This window comes from Neisseria lisongii (assembly GCF_028463985.1).
GTDB classification, from domain to species: Bacteria; Pseudomonadota; Gammaproteobacteria; order Burkholderiales; family Neisseriaceae; genus Neisseria; species Neisseria lisongii.
On sequence record NZ_CP116766.1, the window covers coordinates 2,047,019 to 2,065,000 of the forward strand.

Annotated in this window: 19 protein-coding genes; 2 read left to right on the forward strand and 17 right to left on the reverse strand. The window is 50.2% G+C overall.

Translation table 11 applies throughout. The features are described 5' to 3' along the window. Window positions 1–78: 78 nt before the first annotated feature. From PJU73_RS09480 to PJU73_RS09540, 13 genes are all read right to left on the reverse strand, one after another. On the reverse strand, window positions 79–1,827 hold the full coding sequence (locus tag PJU73_RS09480; protein ID WP_237090345.1) for a hypothetical protein: 1,749 nt from the start codon (window positions 1,825–1,827) through the stop codon (window positions 79–81). Window positions 1,828–1,924: 97 nt separating this feature from the next. Next, the gene (gene msbA, locus PJU73_RS09485) at window positions 1,925–3,772 is read right to left on the reverse strand and encodes a lipid A export permease/ATP-binding protein MsbA (protein ID WP_237090344.1); all 1,848 of its coding nucleotides are present in this window, start codon (window positions 3,770–3,772) and stop codon (window positions 1,925–1,927) included. A 108-nt stretch (window positions 3,773–3,880) separates the two neighbouring features. Beyond that, the gene (gene glyQ, locus PJU73_RS09490; RefSeq protein ID WP_237090343.1) at window positions 3,881–4,786 is read right to left on the reverse strand and encodes a glycine--tRNA ligase subunit alpha; all 906 of its coding nucleotides are present in this window, start codon (window positions 4,784–4,786) and stop codon (window positions 3,881–3,883) included. A gap of 199 nt (window positions 4,787–4,985) precedes the next feature. Then, entirely contained in the window at window positions 4,986–5,732 is a 747-nt protein-coding gene (fabG, locus tag PJU73_RS09495; protein WP_237090342.1) for a 3-oxoacyl-ACP reductase FabG, read from the reverse strand. A gap of 104 nt (window positions 5,733–5,836) precedes the next feature. After that, window positions 5,837–6,892: a WaaS/CpsH family glycosyltransferase gene (locus tag PJU73_RS09500; protein ID WP_237090341.1), complete on the reverse strand. Its 1,056-nt coding sequence runs from the start codon at window positions 6,890–6,892 to the stop codon at window positions 5,837–5,839. Window positions 6,893–7,051: 159 nt separating this feature from the next. Next, window positions 7,052–7,981 (reverse strand): ACP S-malonyltransferase, encoded by a 930-nt coding sequence (gene fabD / locus PJU73_RS09505; RefSeq protein ID WP_237090340.1) that lies wholly within the window; start codon window positions 7,979–7,981, stop codon window positions 7,052–7,054. 1 nt (window position 7,982) lies between these two features. Further along, window positions 7,983–8,333, reverse strand: a complete 351-nt coding sequence (locus PJU73_RS09510; protein WP_237090339.1) for a DUF1294 domain-containing protein — start codon at window positions 8,331–8,333, stop codon at window positions 7,983–7,985. 92 nt (window positions 8,334–8,425) lie between these two features. Continuing rightward, on the reverse strand, window positions 8,426–9,388 hold the full coding sequence (locus tag PJU73_RS09515; RefSeq protein ID WP_237090338.1) for a beta-ketoacyl-ACP synthase III: 963 nt from the start codon (window positions 9,386–9,388) through the stop codon (window positions 8,426–8,428). A 185-nt stretch (window positions 9,389–9,573) separates the two neighbouring features. Next, window positions 9,574–10,242 (reverse strand): hypothetical protein, encoded by a 669-nt coding sequence (locus tag PJU73_RS09520; RefSeq protein ID WP_237090337.1) that lies wholly within the window; start codon window positions 10,240–10,242, stop codon window positions 9,574–9,576. Between the two features lie 351 nt (window positions 10,243–10,593). Then, window positions 10,594–11,631 (reverse strand): phosphate acyltransferase PlsX, encoded by a 1,038-nt coding sequence (gene plsX, locus PJU73_RS09525; protein WP_237090479.1) that lies wholly within the window; start codon window positions 11,629–11,631, stop codon window positions 10,594–10,596. A 247-nt stretch (window positions 11,632–11,878) separates the two neighbouring features. Beyond that, window positions 11,879–12,403 (reverse strand): phosphoribosyltransferase, encoded by a 525-nt coding sequence (locus tag PJU73_RS09530; RefSeq protein WP_237090336.1) that lies wholly within the window; start codon window positions 12,401–12,403, stop codon window positions 11,879–11,881. 230 nt (window positions 12,404–12,633) lie between these two features. Further along, window positions 12,634–12,813, reverse strand: a complete 180-nt coding sequence (gene rpmF, locus PJU73_RS09535) for a 50S ribosomal protein L32 (protein WP_237090335.1) — start codon at window positions 12,811–12,813, stop codon at window positions 12,634–12,636. A gap of 29 nt (window positions 12,814–12,842) precedes the next feature. After that, window positions 12,843–13,349 (reverse strand): YceD family protein, encoded by a 507-nt coding sequence (locus tag PJU73_RS09540; RefSeq protein WP_237090334.1) that lies wholly within the window; start codon window positions 13,347–13,349, stop codon window positions 12,843–12,845. Between the two features lie 52 nt (window positions 13,350–13,401). On the opposite strand from PJU73_RS09540, the gene PJU73_RS09545 reads away from it, so the two are divergent. After that, window positions 13,402–13,992 carry a Maf family protein gene (locus PJU73_RS09545; protein WP_237090478.1) on the forward strand — a complete coding sequence of 197 codons (591 nt, stop codon included), beginning with the start codon at window positions 13,402–13,404 and terminating at the stop codon, window positions 13,990–13,992. 67 nt (window positions 13,993–14,059) lie between these two features. Continuing rightward, window positions 14,060–14,770: an SAM-dependent methyltransferase gene (locus tag PJU73_RS09550; protein ID WP_237090333.1), complete on the forward strand. Its 711-nt coding sequence runs from the start codon at window positions 14,060–14,062 to the stop codon at window positions 14,768–14,770. A 244-nt stretch (window positions 14,771–15,014) separates the two neighbouring features. On the opposite strand, the gene yidC is transcribed toward PJU73_RS09550, so the two are convergent. The 4 genes from yidC to rpmH form a co-directional block, all read right to left on the reverse strand. Then, window positions 15,015–16,652, reverse strand: coding sequence for a membrane protein insertase YidC (yidC, locus tag PJU73_RS09555; protein ID WP_237090332.1), 1,638 nt, complete (start codon window positions 16,650–16,652; stop codon window positions 15,015–15,017). A 305-nt stretch (window positions 16,653–16,957) separates the two neighbouring features. Then, the gene (gene yidD, locus PJU73_RS09560; RefSeq protein WP_237090331.1) at window positions 16,958–17,179 is read right to left on the reverse strand and encodes a membrane protein insertion efficiency factor YidD; all 222 of its coding nucleotides are present in this window, start codon (window positions 17,177–17,179) and stop codon (window positions 16,958–16,960) included. Beyond that, window positions 17,176–17,517 carry a ribonuclease P protein component gene (gene rnpA / locus PJU73_RS09565; RefSeq protein WP_237090477.1) on the reverse strand — a complete coding sequence of 114 codons (342 nt, stop codon included), beginning with the start codon at window positions 17,515–17,517 and terminating at the stop codon, window positions 17,176–17,178. Before rnpA ends, yidD begins: the two co-directional genes overlap by 4 nt. Window positions 17,518–17,519: 2 nt before the next feature. Beyond that, window positions 17,520–17,654: a 50S ribosomal protein L34 gene (gene rpmH, locus PJU73_RS09570; protein WP_002214728.1), complete on the reverse strand. Its 135-nt coding sequence runs from the start codon at window positions 17,652–17,654 to the stop codon at window positions 17,520–17,522. Window positions 17,655–17,982: the final 328 nt, after the last annotated feature.

Below are 17,982 nucleotides of genomic sequence, written 5' to 3' on the forward strand. Positions count from 1 at the left end.
GTTTTTGCTTTCTTAAAAAATAATTGTTTTTTTATTCAGTTTTCAGACGGCCTATTTTTGGGCCGTCTGATAAAAAAGTCATGTTTGGTTTTCTAATTCGGATATTTTTTTATCCAATAAGGCTTGGCTGCGGGCAATCATATCTTTATAAATGGTGTTTTGCTTGCCCCACAAAGTAGAAAACTGTTCTTCTTTGTGGCCGACTAAAAACGGCGAAGTAATCAGCCCGCAGATACCGCCATGTTGTTCGATATAACGGTCGATGGTATTTTGGGTATGTCGGTTTTGTTCATTCCATGTGTAAATCTTCGAATAGGCACGTTGATGATAAATATTGAATACCATGCTGACCAATCGATTGATTTGGTAGAATGATTCATTTCCTCCCTGTATCGGTGAGGCGGTAATTTCGGTTTCTTCAGATAAGTCGGCAATCAGTCCGGAATAAATATCCCAATCTGTTTCGGCATGGTTTAATGTTTGCTTGATTTCTGCATAACGTTGAGCAAATTCTTGATTAAAAAACACATCGTCTTCGCAGATGCTGACATGAGGCATACCTGATTTTTCGGCGATGCGCATCATAAATTTATAACTTAATCCGCAGCCAATCCAGCCGGTATTATGACGCAATCCGGGAAATTTCCAAATACCGTAATGGTTGTCTTGGTCAAAATCACGGCTTCGCAAAACGGATTCAGGCAAGCTCAAGCACCAGAAATCGCCTTTGGGTTTGATGTAATCGTTACACAAATTATAGAACGTTTCGAAATCAATTATGTCTTGCGAGAGTAGGAAACGGTATAAATAAAATTGGAATTTATCCGGCTGTTGGCGGAAATCGGAAATTTCCTGCAAACGGGTTGAAAACGCTTCCTTGTGATTAAGCCAATAATCAATTTGTTTGATCATTGTATCTATATTTCCGATATCGACAAAATCAACAATATTATTTAAATCGGTATGTTCTGGCTGGTCGCTTCCTTGTTCTGAAACAATCAGTTTGTTGAGCGACAGGCATTCGTAGATTCGGGCGGTTTCCAATAAGGCATTTTCATAATCGTGGATATTGACAACGATTTTGGCTTTTTTCAACAAATCGTGTGATTTTTCACCGAATACTTCGGAAATTACTTTAACTGAAAATTGCTCACTTAATTTTTTCAGAAATAACTTTCTGCGTTCGCTGTTCGGGTCGCCATAAAATGCAACATCATATTCAAAATCCTGATTTGTTTGTGTTGCCTGAGAGGTTTCAATGCCGATAGGTAGATAATGCAGCTGTTTGAACGGGAGTTGGCGTTCCTGTAAAAAGGCAATATTTGTCAGTGAGTAGTCAAATACATGGGCGGCTCGATGCAGTTTTTGGAAATAGGCATCGGTAAACCATCTGCTTGAGACTGATTGTTCCATTTGAAAGGCTATGTAATGAGCCGGCATGGTTTCAAACATTTGTGGACAAATGACAATATGCCATTTGTCGTTTTCGTATCCGTTTTGTGGAACGTCAAAAATAATGGAGGATTCTATACCGACTTTTTTTAATGAGTGGGTAAATAGTTTAGCGATATAGTGTGTATGTTTGGCTGTCAGGATAATGAAACCGTTTTGTGGCTGAGGACGAGGGCATAATAGTGCCTTAACAGCGTAAGGTCCGGAAGTTTTATAAACTTGTCGGCAAGTTTGGTAGGCTTTGCCAATACTACCTTTTTCTTGAGCCAGATTTCCAAACTGTTTACAGTATTGATTGACTGTACTGAAAATAGATTTGGTTTTAATGAATGGTTTTACAAGAAAATGGAACGGTAATTTGGGGGTAGGTTTCATTATTTATCAGTACATCAAATTTGATTTAAATGGATTAACTTATGTGGATACTTTAAAAAAGCAAGATAAGCCGATACTGTACTGTTTTAAAGTGAATTCACGATAGCTTCGGCATTTTCTGCAAAGCTGCATAATAGCCGTTTTTATCCATCAATTCCTGATGGCTGCCTTCTTCGATAATTTTACCTTCGTCCATCACGATGATTCTATCGGATTGTTCGATGGTGCTCAAACGGTGGGCGACGATAATACTGGTGCGGCCGGTCATTAGGCGTTCGAGGGCTTGTTGGACGAGGCGTTCGGATTCGTTGTCGAGGGCGCTGGTGGCTTCGTCGAGCAGCAAAATCGGGGCATCTTTTAAGATGGCGCGGGCGATGGAAACCCGTTGGCGTTGGCCGCCGGAGAGTTGGCTGCCGTTGGCACCGATGGGCTGGTGTATGCCTTGCGGATTGTTGTTGATTACGTCTTGCAGGTTGGCGGCTTGAATGGCGGCCGTTACTTCAGCTTCGCTTGCTTCGGGGCGGCTGTAGGCAACGTTGTTGTAAAGTGTGTCGTCAAACAGGAAGACATCTTGCGAAACAAGAGCGAATTTGGTACGCAGGTTGGTTAGTTTGACATCGTTGATGTTGATGCCATCAATGGATACGCTGCCTGAAGTGGCGGTAACGAAGCGGGGTAGAAGATTGACAACGGTGGTTTTGCCGCTACCGGACCGACCAACTAGGGCAACCCGTTCTCCAGGGCGGATATCGAGGTTGAAGTTGTCGAGGGCCTTTTTGCCGTGTTCGTGATATTGAACATCGACTTGGTCGAATTTCAGACGGCCTCTGACTTGGCTTAGGGTTTGTGTGCCGCTGTCTTTTTCGGGTTGTTCGTCTAAAAAACCGCATACGCCATCGGCCGCCAGAAACATGCTCTGCATGGGAATGCTGATGTTGGCAAGGTTTTTAATCGGGGAAAGCATTTGCAGCATGGCAACGATAAAGGCCATAAATTCGCCGATGGTGGTGTAACCCGCCTGACTTTGCCACAGGGCGATAAAGATAACCACGGCAAGGGCAACGGAGGCGATTAATTCGCTGAACGGAGAACGGGCGGCGGTGGCTTGGGTAATTTTCTTGCCCAGTCGGACGATGGTGTTGTTGATGACGGAAAAACGTTGTGCGGCACGTTCCTGTCCGCCGAACATTTTGACGACACGGTGGCCTTGGTGGATTTCACTGATGACATTATTCATCGTGCCGATGCTTTGTTGAGAGCTGGCAATGATGTTTTTCAGGCGGTTTCGGTAGTAGCGGGAGAGCAACGAGAGCAGCGGGAACATCAGGGCGACAATCAGGCTGAGTTGCCAGTTGAGATAAAGCAATACGCATACTAATCCGAATACAATCAGAGTATCTCGGGTCAGAGTAATGAATACGTTGCTGGCATTGCTGATGGAAACTTCAGTCATCTGCACCATGTTCATTAAAACCGTGCCGGACGGGGTTTTTTGGTGGAAATCAGAGGAGAGCAGCAGCATTTTGCTGAACATATCCCGGCGGATATGGCTGATGGCCATCACCGATACCCATGTCATCAGATAGGTGCTGGCAAAACGGCAGATACCCCGAATCAGAATCAGCGAGATAAAAAACAGCGGCACAATCCACACTTTATCCGCCGTTCCCCAAATCATATAGGTAAACTGCGTTTTCCAGTTTTGCAGGGTGGCAATCAGCCCCCCTGCGGCAGAGAGTTCGGGCAGGGCCTGCGGCGCTTCAAAACCGTGGTTTACCAAAGGTGCGATAAAGGCAGCCAGATAGCTTTCGGTAAGCGCTACGCCGAAAATGGCCAATAAAGCGCCGAAAATCCGCAACTTATACGGCTTGATATAAATCATCAGCCGCATAAAATTACGGGTATCTACTTTGGAAAATAAACCAAAGGTCAGTTTTTCTATCATATGGGTATTCTGTTGGGGATATTTTTAAGCCCGTACCCGTTTTCAGACGGCTTGGGCGTGAACCGCAGCCTTAGGCCGTCTGAAAACGGGTAAGCAGGTATTTGGCAACTATGCCGCTTGGTTTTTAATCAGCGGGAAGCCGAGGGCTTCGCGGCTGGCAAGGTATTTTTGCGCCACGCTGCGGGAAAGGGTGCGGATACGGCCGATATAGGTTGCCCGTTCGGTTACGGAAATTGCGCCCCGTGCGTCCAAAAGGTTGAACGTGTGGCCGGCTTTGAGTACCAATTCATAAGCGGGCAGGGCGAGGGCGGCATCTTCGGTTTCCAAAAGGCGTTTGGCCTGCGCTTCGTAGTGGTTGAACTGTTCCAGCAGCCATGCAGCGTCGCTGTATTCAAAATTGTAGGTGGACTGTTCGACTTCGTTTTGATGATAGACATCGCCGTAGGTTACCGTTTGGCCGTCCAATGTTTTGGTCCACACCAAATCATACACATTTTCCACGCCTTGCAGATACATTGCCAGCCGCTCGATACCGTAGGTGATTTCGCCCAAAACCGGAGAACAGTCGATGCCGCCGACTTGTTGGAAATAGGTGAACTGGGTAACTTCCATGCCGTTGAGCCACACTTCCCAGCCCAAACCCCATGCGCCCAGCGTTGGGTTTTCCCAGTCGTCTTCAACAAAGCGGATATCGTGTATTTTCGGATCAATGCCCAATTCACGCAGCGAATCCAGATACAAATCCTGAATATCGGCAGGCGCAGGTTTCAGCGCCACTTGGAACTGATAATAGTGTTGCAGGCGGTTGGGATTGTCGCCGTAGCGGCCGTCTTTCGGGCGGCGGCTCGGTTGCACATAGGCGGCAAACCAAGGCTCGGGGCCGAGCGCACGCAGGCATGTTGCCGGATGGGACGTACCTGCGCCGACTTCCATGTCGAACGGTTGGAGAACGGTGCAGCCTTTGTCGGCCCAGAAAGTTTGCAGTTTGAAGATAATTTGTTGAAAAGTCAGCATGGCTTGTTCGGAATAATCGATAAAAGGCTTATTGTACTGTTTCAGCAGGTTTTTGAACAGAGAGCGCAGGCAAACATGCGTTTTCTGCAACAATGATTGTAAATTTTCTCCATAACTGCTTGCCAAACCAAAAACCAAGGCCGTCTGAAAATACGCAATCCCATTTTCAGACGGCCTTGTTTTGAATGAAATCAAACCATTACGGCATCAGCATACCGCCATTGACATGCAGCGTCTGACCCGTAATATATTTCGCCTGATCCGAAGCCAGAAACAGCACCGCATCGGCAATATCCTGCGCTTCGCCGAAGCGGCCGAGCGAGGTTTGGGCTTCAAACATTTTGCGGGTTTCTTCCGGCAACGCACGGGTCATATCCGTATCGATAAAGCCCGGCGCTACGCAGTTTACCGTAATCCCGCGGCTGCCGACTTCCCGTGCCATCGATTTGGCAAAACCGATCAGCCCCGCTTTCGCCGCTGCATAGTTGGTCTGACCCGCATTGCCCATCACACCGACCACGGAAGTAATGTTGATAATGCGGCCGGCACGCTGTTTCATCATGCCCCGCAGCACCGCTTTGGACGCACGGAACACCGATTTCAGATTGACCTGCATAATCTCGTCCCACTCTTCCTCTTTCATGCGCATCAGCAAATTGTCGCGGGTGATACCGGCATTATTGATCAAAATATCCAGTTTGCCGAACGTTTTTTCAATTTCGGCAATCAGATTTTCAATGCTGTCCGGCTCGGCCGCATTCAGCGCACGGCCTTCGCCGCCCCATTGCGCCAAACGCTCGCCGATGGCTGCCGCACCGCTTTCGGAAGTGGCGGTGCCGATAACTTTCGCCCCCGTCGCCGCCAGTGTATCCGCCACTGCCGCACCGATACCGCGCGAAGCGCCGGTTACCAAAGCAATCTTGCCGCTTAAATCTTGAACACTCATTTTGTTTCCTTTTAACTAAAAATCGAAGTTTTCAGACGGCCTTTATAGCATAAATACAGGTTTTAATCTAATTTCAGGCCGTCTGAAAAGCGGGTTGGGGGCTGTTATTCGATATGCGGCTGAGTGGCTTTGTGGTCAGCCGGTAATTCAATCGGTAAGTAGGGCGGTATTTCTAAAACGTATTTTAGCCAGTTGCTGAAACTGTATTTCCGGTAAATTTGTGAATCCAGCTCATGATAAGGGCGTTGCAGGAAATCATCGACGGCGGAAAAGTCGCAACTGTTGCAGATTAAGATGTTGTCGGGGTGGTAAAAATCGTATTCTCGGACAGTCGGGTTGGTGGTAATCAGTTTTTTCCGGTAGCCGAGTGCTTCAAATACTCTGAACGATAAGCCCGAATGTTCGTCAATGACAAAATCAAGCAGAACGTTGCTGCGTTGCGCTCGGTGCAGGTTTTCTTTAAAACCGATGCCTTGCCGGAGTATGTTGATATTCGGGTAGGGGTAAACGGAGCGGGGTGTTTTGAGTTTTCCTGCCAGCAGATTGAAATCAAGCCGGTAGGGTTTTTGTGCCACATAATCTAAAAATGCAGTAATGATTTTTTGGCGGGAAGGGTGGTGGGTGCCTGCGTAATAGAAATCGCTGCTGATTGTTGTCGATGGTTCGACGGTATGGTTGAAATAAAAATTGGTGGCGGGCAATAGATGTTTGGGATCGGAGGTTAAATCCGCCGGATCAAAGACATAAAAGCGTTTGAATAGGGAAATCAGCCGGTAAATGGCGGGAAAGCGTTTTAATCCGTCAAATTGATAATTCACACAGCCGTGGGTAACGGTTTGGTTGAGGTATGCAATCAATTCTTTTCCGAAAACATCGCCGCTGATAAGCAGAGCATAATCGGCGTGGGGCGGCTGCCCGCTTTGTTTCAGTTGATTTAATGCAGCCAGACTTTTGAGGTTTTTGGCGGTTTCTTTGTCTTTATGGACGATTTTGCGGTATTTGGCGTACAGCCATGCGCCAAACGACGGATAGCCCGCCTGTCGGTACAGTTCGGACAGGCTGGCAACTGTGAAGCCTTCTGCTGCCAAGGCTTCTTCGATTAAATCCGACAGGTCGAATACGGTCGGCATACCGAAAATAATGGTCTGTTTGTTTTGCATAACGGGGTTTCTGCCAATGGCGGACAGGGTATTTTCAGACGGCCTGTTATGGTGAAATAAGCTCAAAGCAAGACAGCGTTGGCTTTATCTTGCCGTATTGTAGTGCTTTGGGTGATTTCACCATAAGATGTCTGACAGTCAGGCCGTCTGAAAAGCGGATCAGGCGTGGGTTTTGATAAAGGCGGCGATGGCTTCGCTGCCGGTCAGGGCGCTGCATACGGCGGCTTTGTTGATGCGTTTGGCCAAGCCTGCCAATACTTTGCCGGGGCCGCATTCGGCGGACTCGGTGAGGCCGTCTGAAACCAGCAGATTAACGGTTTCGGTCCAACGGACGGGGCTGTAGAGCTGGCGGACGAGGGCATCTTTGATTTGGGCGGGGTCGTTGTGGGCGGCGACATCGGCGTTGTGGATCACACGGATTTTCGGGGTGCGGATTTCGGTGTCGGCGAGTGCCTGCGCCAACTGTTCGGCGGCGGGTTTCATCAGGCTGCAGTGCGAGGGGACGGATACCGGCAACGGCAAGGCACGTTTGGCACCGGCTTCTTTGGCGGCGGCCATGGCACGTTCGACGGCGGCGGTGTTGCCGGCAATCACGATTTGGCCGGGTGAGTTGAAATTGACGGCTTCGACGACTTCGTTACCGGCGGCTGCGGCGCAGATGGCTTTCACTTGTTCGTCTTCCAAGCCTAAGATGGCGGCCATTGCGCCCACGCCTTGAGGTACGGCGGACTGCATGAGTTCGGCACGCAGGCGTACGAGGCGGACGGCATCGGCAAAGTCCAGCGCTTCGGCGGCAACTAAAGCGGTGTATTCGCCCAAGCTGTGTCCGGCAACGGCGGCGGGCGCTGCACCGCCTGCTTCGAGGTAGGCACGGTAGGTGGCGATGCCGGCGGCCAGCATAATCGGCTGGGTATTGACGGTTTGGCCGATCAGGTCGGCATCATCGCCGTTAATCATGGCCCACAAGTCTTGGTTTAATACAGCGGAGGCTTCGTCAAACGTGGCTTTTACGGTGTTTTTTCCGGCAAAGCCGTTCATCATGCCGAGGCTTTGCGAGCCTTGGCCGGGGAAAAAGAATGCGAAAGACATATCAATCCTTTGGTATGGGGAGAAATTCTGATGAATATATCAGCAGCGCAATGGTTATGGCAATATTTACGGCGACGGTGAGCCGGAAAACGGCGGTAAAACGGGTTTTGGCGGTTTTGTGGCGGAAGAAGTGCCTGCCGAGCCATGCGCCTGACCAGCCGCCGAAGAGGGCGGTCAGGTGCAGGTATTTTTCGGGAATGCGTCTGCCGTTGCGGCGGGCTTGGTGTTTGTCGAAACCGTAGAGCAGCAGGCCGACGGCGCTCAGGATGAGATACAGGCAACCGAGCGGGCTGTTGAGATGACAGACGGCGGCAAGATAGGCGGCGCTGCCGAGAAGTGCGGCGGATTTCATGCGGATTGGCGGGAAAGATGGGTTTTCAGACGGCCTAGGCCGTCTGAAAACCGAATGCGGTGTTTGTTCGGGAAAGTGTGAAACCCGACGGTTTAATAACGCAGCAGAACAGCGCCCCAAGCGAAGCCGCCACCGATGCCTTCGAGCAGCAGGTGCTGGCCGCGTCGGATTTGGCCGTTTTTAATGCCGCTATCCAGCGCCAGCGGAATGGAGGCGGCGGAGGTGTTGCCGTGGTCTTGCACGGTGAGGATTACTTTTTCCAGCGGCAAGCCCAAATGTTTGGCGGTGGATTCGATAATGCGGCGGTTGGCTTGGTGCGGCACGAGCCAGTCGATTTGTTCGGCGGTGAAACCGGCTTCGCTGATGACTTCTTCGGCGACTTTTGCCAGCATTTTCACGGCGAATTTGAATACGCCGGGGCCGTCCATCGTCAAATACGGTGAGCCGCAGATTTGGCCGTTGGCGATTTGGCCGGGGGTGTTGAGCAGACCGAGATAGTTGCCGTCGGCTTTGAGTTTGCCGTGGATAATGCCGGTTTCTTCCGATGCGCCCAAGACGACAGCGCCGGCACCGTCGCCGAATAATACGCAGGTGGTGCGGTCGTTCCAATCGACAATGCGGCTGAAGGTTTCTGCGCCGATCACCAGCACTTTTTCCGCCATGCCGCTTTTGATGTAGGCATCGGCGGTGTTCAGTGCATACATAAATCCGGCACAGACGGCCTGTACGTCGAAAGCAGGGCAACCGTTGGCGATGCCCAGTTTTTGTTGGACGATGGTGGCGGTGGAAGGAAACTGCATATCGGGCGTGGCGGTGGCAACGATAATCAGGTCGATTTCGTCGGCATCGGTGGCGGCATCGGCCAGCGCACGGCGGGCGGCTTCAACAGCCAGATCGCTGGTTTTTTCGCCATCGTCTGCAATATGGCGGAATTTGATACCGGTGCGGGTGGTAATCCATTCGTCGGAAGTGTCCACTTTTCGGGCCAAGTCGTCGTTGCTGACACGGTTGGCGGGAAGGTAGCTGCCGGTGCCGAGGATTTTGGCATATTGCATAAGAGAACCTTTTTGAAATCGTTGCTTGGACGGCTTAATTGTAAGCGAAAATGCCGTTTATTAGTGGATTAAATTGAAATCAGTGTAAATAGTTGGTGCTGCTTTCCTGTACTGCCCTTGTCATTTTCGGCTTGCAGCACTGGCTGCTTGCGGTATGCAGTGGGTGTTATGCTGTCTTAAAAGACTTAACAGCCGCTGCCATTTTCAATCGTTTTGCTGTCAGGTATAAACGTTACCCATGCACCACAGCCACCATCAGAATCAGATAATTTTGGTAATTTCCTTCCTTTTTTATCGTAAAGAGATTGATTATATGTGTTTTGTCGATCGTCTATTGCCCAAATATAACCCATTTCATTTTGTGCAGTATGGATATCTTCAATAGAGAACATTTTACTTATTTGGGATAGCCCATAGAAAGTTGTGAATTCTACTCCAAAAGCACTTCCTTCATAGTATCCACTGGAATAAAGTGAGCTGATGGGATAGCCAAAAGCCACCGCATCTTTTAATTCTACTTTAGTAGCATAATGTTTACTATCATCAACTATATCATCATCATTATAAAATCGTTCCTCATCTCCTATTTTCATTATATTTACTATACTTCTCCGTTGCTCATCCGTCCAACCTTTCATTAAACTCAGCCTGTGTGAATATTTTTTCCCGCAATCTGCGATCTTTAAGATAGAACAAGCCACAATCTCGGTAAAATCTACCTTACCGTTTTCTACTGTAGCAGTAGGTAACGGCTTATTATGCTGTTTTTCTGATATTTTATCTGTGAGATTTTGAGCAAATGAGCAGCCTGAAGTTGCTATTAATAAAAATACTGTTGTGAAGATTTTTTTCATTTAAGTTATTTCCTTTGCCGATTTAAGAATTCCAACATGATTTACTTTCCGAGCCAATTCTGCGCCTTCAAACGCTTTTCAATCAGGTTGGGGATGTGAATTGCTTCGTCTGGCTTGGAATATCAGTTTGGCACTGTTGTAAATGGTTCGGATAAGATTGTTATAAAAGTACTGATAATTTCTAGAACACGGGCGTAGCGTTGGAGATGATTTTATCAGTATCATTGATTTCATTGGAAAAATTAATTTTACTTTACTTTTTATATTCTAATCTTTATCGGTGCAATTTGAGTAACCAATGCCGTCTGAAAATGGAAATATTCATTTTCAGACGGCATACTTGTGTCGGTATCAGGCTGCTGCGTTGTCGCTGTCGGCGGAGGGGAGGGCGGCGAGTTGTTCGGCAACGCCTTGTTCGATTTTGGCCAGACTGTCGGCTTTGGCTTCGTGGTAGGCTTCTTCCAGTGCAAAGGCGAAACCGGTTTCGTCGGTGCCGCCGTGGCTTTTCACGACCACGCCGCGCAGGCCGAGGAAGATGGCGCCGTTGAATTTGCGGGGGTCGAGCCGGTTTTTGAAGCGTTTGAGCGCCGGTAGGGCGGCGAGTGCGCCGAGTTTGGTCAGTAGGTTGGCCTGAAATTCCTGTTTGATGGTGCTGCCGATAAATTTGACTGCGCCTTCGATGGTTTTCAGGGTGATGTTGCCGACAAAGCCGTCGGCGACCACGACATCGACTTTGCCGGTGAAAATGTCGTTGCCTTCGACATTGCCGATGAAATTCAGTTTGCTGTTTTTCAGCAGGGCAAATGTCTGTTTGACGGTATCCGAGCCTTTGATGTCTTCCGAACCGATGTTGAGCAGGCCGACACGGGGCGTGCGGCTGTGGAGTGCCTGAAACAGTTCGCTGCCGATGATGGCAAACTGGGTCAGTTGCTGCGGTGTGCAATCGACGTTGGCACCTAAGTCCAAAATCAGGGTAACGCTGCCGTCGGCGGCGGGGAGGAATTTGGCAATCGCCGGACGTTCGATGCCGGGAATGGTTTTTAAGACGAAACGGGCGGTGGCCATCAGAGCGCCGGTGTTGCCGGCGGAGACGGCGGCTTGGGCTTCGCCTTCTTTTACCAGATTGATGGCTACCCGCATGGAGGAGTCTTTTTTGTTTTTCAGCGCCAGTTGCGGTGCTTCGTCCATTTCGACCACTTGTGCGGCGTGGCGTACGCTGATGCGGCCGCTCGGTGCGTCGGCATTTTTGAGTGCCTGATGAATGGCGGTTTCGTCGCCGACCAGAATCAGATGGGCGTTTGGTTGTCGTTGCACAAAGGCAACGCAGCCGGGAATGGTAACGGCCAGTCCGGCATCGCCGCCCATGGCATCTACGGCCAGTGTAATCATGTTTTTCTCCGTCGGGTGTTTGGCGGGCTTGCGGATGGTGCGGCTGCTGAAAAGCGGCTGCACCATCCGCCCGTCTGTCCCGTTGCTGTTTTCAGACGGCCTGTGTTCGAGTAGAGGCCGTCTGAAAACGGGGTATGGTGTTTGGCTGTGTTTTGAATCGGTACAAACGCATGATTTCCATGCGGGGCGGCTGCGTGTTGCGGTATGCCCTGCATGGAACATCATTGCGGCTGCGTCAAACAGCGTATCAGTCGTGTTTTTGCGACAGTTGGTTGTGTTCGTCGATGTCCAAAGCGTCCCAAGGGTAGTTGATCCACCAGTCTTCTACGGTAATGCCGCTGAAGTAGGGGATATTTTCGGGAATTTTACCGGCTTTGGCTTTGATTTTTTCATGCAGAACGGCTACGCCGATGGTGCCGAAATCTTCTTTCATCAATTCGGTCAGGCAAAATTCCATGGTTACCCGGCTGTCGTCCACTTCATCGACGACCAATACGTTTTTGCCTTTCAGGGCTTCGGGCAACGGGTCGAGCCATTGGACTTTTTTGACTTCCTCGGTAACCTGACCTTCATTGTCGCTGTCGTAATAAGCGGTGGTTACGGCATAAATCGGGATTTCCAGAAAGCAGCGCAACATGCGTGCGGGAATGAATCCGCCGCCGCCGATGGCAATCATGGCATCGTATTTTACGCCCGATTGTTGGATTTTTTCGGCAAGGCCTTTAATGACACGGTGGATTTCGTCGTAGGTGTACCAGATTTTTTTCTTCATAATGGTTTATCCGTTTCCGCTTTGCTGGGGAAAATGCGGGACGCAATGTCTGAATGATGAAAAATGCGGTACGGGCAAAGGTATGCGGCGTACCGTTTGCAGGTTTGAAATGTATCGGCGCTGGGGCATTGTTCCGCATCGGTTTGCGGTGTAACAAATGCGCCCGACGCTATACAAAAAAGCCAGCATTGCTCCGGCAATATTCTGGCTTTTCAGTCGGTCGAATAAAATTATTCGCCTTTGGCTTTCACCACTTTGCGGCCGCGGTACATACCGTTAGGCGAAATGTGGTGCGGGCGGTGTACTTCGCCGGTGGTGCTGTCGATAGACAGAGAAGGCGCAGTCAGGGCATCGTGTGAACGGTGCATACCGCGTTTTGAAGGGGATTTTTTGTTTTGTTGAACGGCCATTTCAAGCTCCTAAATAAAAATACGGTGTCCTAATTTCCGCTGCTTTTCAAACCTGCCAAAACAGCGAAGGGGTTGGGTTTGTCCCGATTGACCTCATTCAGCGCCCGGTTGCCGCAGTCTTCGTGGCGTGGAGAAAACGGCAAGGCCATCAGGATTTGGTCTTCGATCAGTTGGCGCACGTCCAGCGTTTTCTCAATCACCATGCCTTCCAATTCCTCATCGGAGAGCATGGCTTCGTCGAGCTTTTCCTCATTGTCGAACAATACAATGCGGCCGGCTTCATTGAGCGAAAACGGCATCGGCTGAATACACCTTTGGCAAGTCAAAGGCATCTCGCCGGTGAGTTCCAAATCCAAAAACAGCCGCTGCAGATTATCCCTTCCGCCCTTGAGGGTGAAAGAAACGGTGCTGTTTTTATCGGCCGGAAATTCGTGCGACCAAACACGTTCGTCCAGCTCGGAAAGCATGAAACTGCCTTGCAGAATCTGCTTTTCGGCGGCAAACGTTTCGGGTTCAATCAAATTAGGGTCTAACATAAACCGAGTATGATATAATTTCAGCAGGTTATCGTCAATGTTTTTTAAGCAAATGAGTATGAAACTGCCTTTGGTTTTAGGATCGAGTTCGGTTTTCCGCCGTGCGCAGCTCGAGCGTTTGGGTGTCGTTTTTCAGACGGCTTCGCCCGATTTCGATGAAACGCCGCTTGCGGGCGAAACCGCAGCAGATACGGCGTTGCGGCTGGCGGAGGGCAAAGCCCGTTCGCTGGCTGCCGCTTTTCCCCAAGCGCTGATTATCGGTGCCGACCAGGTGGCGTGGTGTCAAAACCGCCAGCTGGGCAAGCCGATGAGCGTGGCGAAGGCACAACAGATGCTGCATGAACTCAGTGGTCAGGAAATTGAATTTTACAGCGCAATCGTGCTTTTGAATACGGTTACGGGTCGGATTTGCTGCCATGTGGACAAAACTGTTGTGAAAATGCGCTCTTTGAGCAGCGAACAAATCTGCCGTTATCTCGAACGGGAACCCGATGCGGTATATTGCGCCGGTGCTGCCAAGAGCGAGGGTTTGGGTGCGGCGCTGTTGGAACGGATAGACAGCAGCGACCCCAATGCCTTAATCGGGCTGCCTTTGTTTAAGCTGGTTGAGTTTTTGGCGGAAGAAGGTTGGGCGGTGGTGTGAGGCCGTCTGAAAACAGGGCTTTGTGCGAATATGAATAAATAAAATCATACATCAGACAGGAAAAATAATGAAACCGGTTTTATATTTGATTCCCACGCCGCTGGCGGCGCATGATACGCCTTGTCTGCTGCCGCATGAGCAGGCGCAGATTGTGGGGCTGACGGATTTTGTGGTTGAGGCGGAAAAAACCGCCCGCAGCCATCTGAAGCATTTGGGCGTAACTGCGCCGATTCGTGAGTTGAATCTGCAAACGCTGAACGAGCATACCGATCCGAAAACGCTTCCCGAGTTGCTGAAACCGTTGCAGGAAGGGCGCAGCATGGGGATTGTCAGCGAGGCGGGCTGTCCGGCGATTGCCGATCCGGGGGCGGATTTGGTGGCGCTGGCGCACCGTCAGGGTTTTGAAGTGCGGCCGCTGGTCGGGCCGTCCAGCGTATTGCTGGCGTTGATGGCTTCGGGGGCGAACGGTCAGAATTTTGCGTTTAAGGGCTATCTGCCGTCTGAAAAAAACAGCCGGATTGAGGCTTTGAAAAATCTGGAAAAACGCAGCCGCAGCCAAAATGAAACGCAGATTTTTATCGAAACGCCGTACCGCAACGAGGCGCTGTTGGCCGATGCCTTGTCTTGTCTGCACGAGGCAACCCGCCTGTGCGTGGCCTGCGAACTGACTTCGCCGGAGCAGGTGATTGTCAGCAAAACGGTTGCCGATTGGCGAAAAAGCGGTGAGCGGCCGGATTTGAGAAAGCGTCCGACGATTTTTGTGCTTCATGTCGGATGATGCTAAAGATATGGCGGAATGATCCCAAAGTAAAACAAGCTGCAGCCAATACCGTATAGCGGATTAACTTAACTTTCGCTACGGCGTTGCTGCGCCTAGCCGTACTACTTGTACTGTCTTCGGCTTGCTGCCTTGTATCGAAAATTAATTAAATCCGCTATAGAACTTTGAGGTTGTTCCATCATACAAAACAAGCCGTCTGAAAATCTGATTTTCAGACGGCTTGTTGGTTTACGGCTGCGGCTTAGGAAACGACTTCGCCTTGGCTGCGCTGTTTTTCAATGGATTTGTTGATATACCATTGTTGGGCGATGGTCAAGAGGTTGTTGATGATCCAGTACAGCACCAAACCTGACGGGAAGAAGAAGAACATTACCGAGAAAATCAGCGGCATAATCTTCATCATTTTCGCCTGCACAGGGTCGGTCGGCGGCGGATTCAGGTAGGTTTGGACGAACATGGTTGCGGCCATAATCAGCGGCAAAATGTAGTAAGGGTCGGCACGGCTCAGGTCGGTAATCCAGCCCAGCCAAGGTGCTTGACGCAGTTCGACCGAGGCAAACAGCGCCCAGTAGAGGCCGATAAATACCGGAATCTGCAGCAACATCGGTAAGCAGCCGCCCAGCGGGTTGATTTTTTCGTCTTTGTAAAGCTGCATCATGGCTTGTTGCTGCGCCATGCGGTCTTCGCCGTATTTCTCTTTGATGGCCTGCAGTTTCGGCGCAACGGCACGCATTTTCGCCATCGAGCGGTAAGAGGCGTTGGTCAGCGGATAGAGAACGGCTTTGACGATAATGGTCAGTGCGATAATCGCCCAGCCCCAGTTGCCGATAAAGCCGTGCAACACGTTGAGCAGCCAGAACAGCGGCGAGGCGAACCAGTGTACTTTGCCGTAGTCTTTTGCCAGTTGCAGATTATCGGCAACATTGGCAATCACACGGGTGGTTTGCGGGCCGGCATACAGTTTCATGTCGATCGAAGTTTTGCCGCCTGCGGCCACGGGTGCCATCGGTACGCTGACACCTGCGCTGTATAAGTTGTCGTTGCGGCGTTTGAGATCGATACGGCAATCGCCTTGGCTGCAGACGGTTTGGCCGTCTTTAGGCTGCAGAATCCAAGTTGCCATAAAGTGGTGTTCGATCATGCCCAGCCAGCCGGTTTTGGCGGTGCGGCCGTATTCGGCTTCGTTTTTGCCGCTTTTGGCATCGTCGTCCAAATCAGAGAAGCTGACTTTTTGGAATTTGTTTTCAGGGGTGTACACCACCGGGCCGACATAGGAATGAGTGAAGTAGGCTTGGCCTTCAGGTTCGCTTTTGTCGCGGACAACGCTGTAGGCGGCGCTCAGGTTGGCGGCGGCACTGCTGTTGTTGGCAACATCGAAGCGCACGTCAATCACATAGCTGTCTTTGTGGAAAGTATAGACTTTATCCACTTGCAGGCCGTTTGCGGCTGTGGCGCTGAGGCGGACTTCCAGCATATCGCCGTTTAAGGTGTACTGTTTCTGCGGTGCAGTAAAGGCAATATCTTTCAGAATATTGTTGCCTTGGGCATCCAGCAGTTCGGATTGGGCGACGTAGGTATAGTCTTTGCTGTCGTTAAACAGAACAAACTGCTTGGCGGCATCGCCGGTTGCTTCGTATTTGAGCAAGGTCAGTTGGCGCAAATCGCCGCTTTTCTCGTCAATAACGGCTTTCACGGTATCGGTGGTAACCGTAATCGGTGATGCGGGGGTTAGTGCGGCTTCGGTTTTGGCTGCAGCGGCCTGTTGCTGCACCGCAGGCTGTTGCGCCGGATTCGGTTTCGGCGAAGGAAACAGCTGCTCCCAGCCCATCAGGATGGCGAGGGCAAGGGCAAAGAAGATGGTGAGTCTTTTAAAATCCATAAGAAATTCCTGAAATGGCAGGGTCTGTATTGAAAGACTGAGAGTTTATCATATTTATAGTGAATTCACTTTAAAAAGTATGGCGTTGGATGCCGCTGTGTCCTCTTTTAAAGTGAACCCGCTATACACTTAAATTCAAATGAAAAATATGGACTTGCCGGGTCTGAAGTATCGAGCGGGGCCTGGGCTTTGTTGAAATTTGCTTTGCTTGTTTTAGCGTTGCTGAAACTTACAGTTTTAGCTTCGCATAAACTCATTTCATTCGTTTTAGCTTCGCTGAAACCTACGGTTTTCAGACGGCCTTGTTACGGCACGGGGTCGTGGCCGTGTCCGCCCCAAGGGTGGCAGCGGGCGATGCGTTTGGCCGCCAGCCAGCCGCCTTTGAAAGCGCCGTATTTTTTCACCGCTTCCACGGCGTATTGCGAACAGGTCGGCACATAGCGGCAGCGGGGCGGAATCAGCGGGCTGACGGCATATTGGTAAAAGCGGATACAGCCCAGCAGCAGGGCGGCGGCAAGGCGGTTCACGGTTTGACTTTCAACAGTTGCGCCAACTGGCAGCGTGCCTGCGCCGAGCGGCTTTTGTCGAACGGTTTCAATACCCGAACCACATAATCTCTCGGCGGTAAGGCGTTTTTATGAATGCGGAACCATTCCCGAATGACCCGCTTCATATAATTGCGGGCATTGGCACGTTTGGCGGTTTTTTTGCTCACCACCAAACCCAGCCTCGGATAGCCGAGGCCGTTGTCGGGGGATTGGATTAATTGCAGCCATTCGCTGTTTTGCCGTTTCCTGAATGCAAAAACGGATGAAAAATCATCCGTTTTTAATAAGCGATACTGCTTTGCAAAGCCGTAGTTCAAAATCAAACAGCCAGGCGTTTGCGGCCTTTGGCACGGCGTGCAGCCAAAACGGCACGGCCGCCGCGGGTTTTAGAGCGTACCAAGAAACCGTGGGTACGTTTGCGTTTGGTTACAGAAGGTTGATAAGTGCGTTTCATGGTTTTTCCTAAAATTCGGTAGAAATTAAACCCTGAATTACACTCTAATTTTTGGCTTTTGTCAATCAATATAAACGCTTTGCCCGATAATGCGGTATCGGGGTGGGGAATTTTGCGACAGTTTGCCGTCTGAAAACCGAGTGCTTGTGGATAAAAAATAATCGTGCGGTTGTGGATAAAAATCGGTATAATCGCCTCAATCTTATCCGGTATTTCCGTGCCGATTATCTATATAGTAGGGCGGATGAAATGAAATCAGAACAATGTGGCGCAATGCCGCTGCGGTTTCAGTTCATTTGCTGTAATGTGCGGAATGCCGCAGCCATTC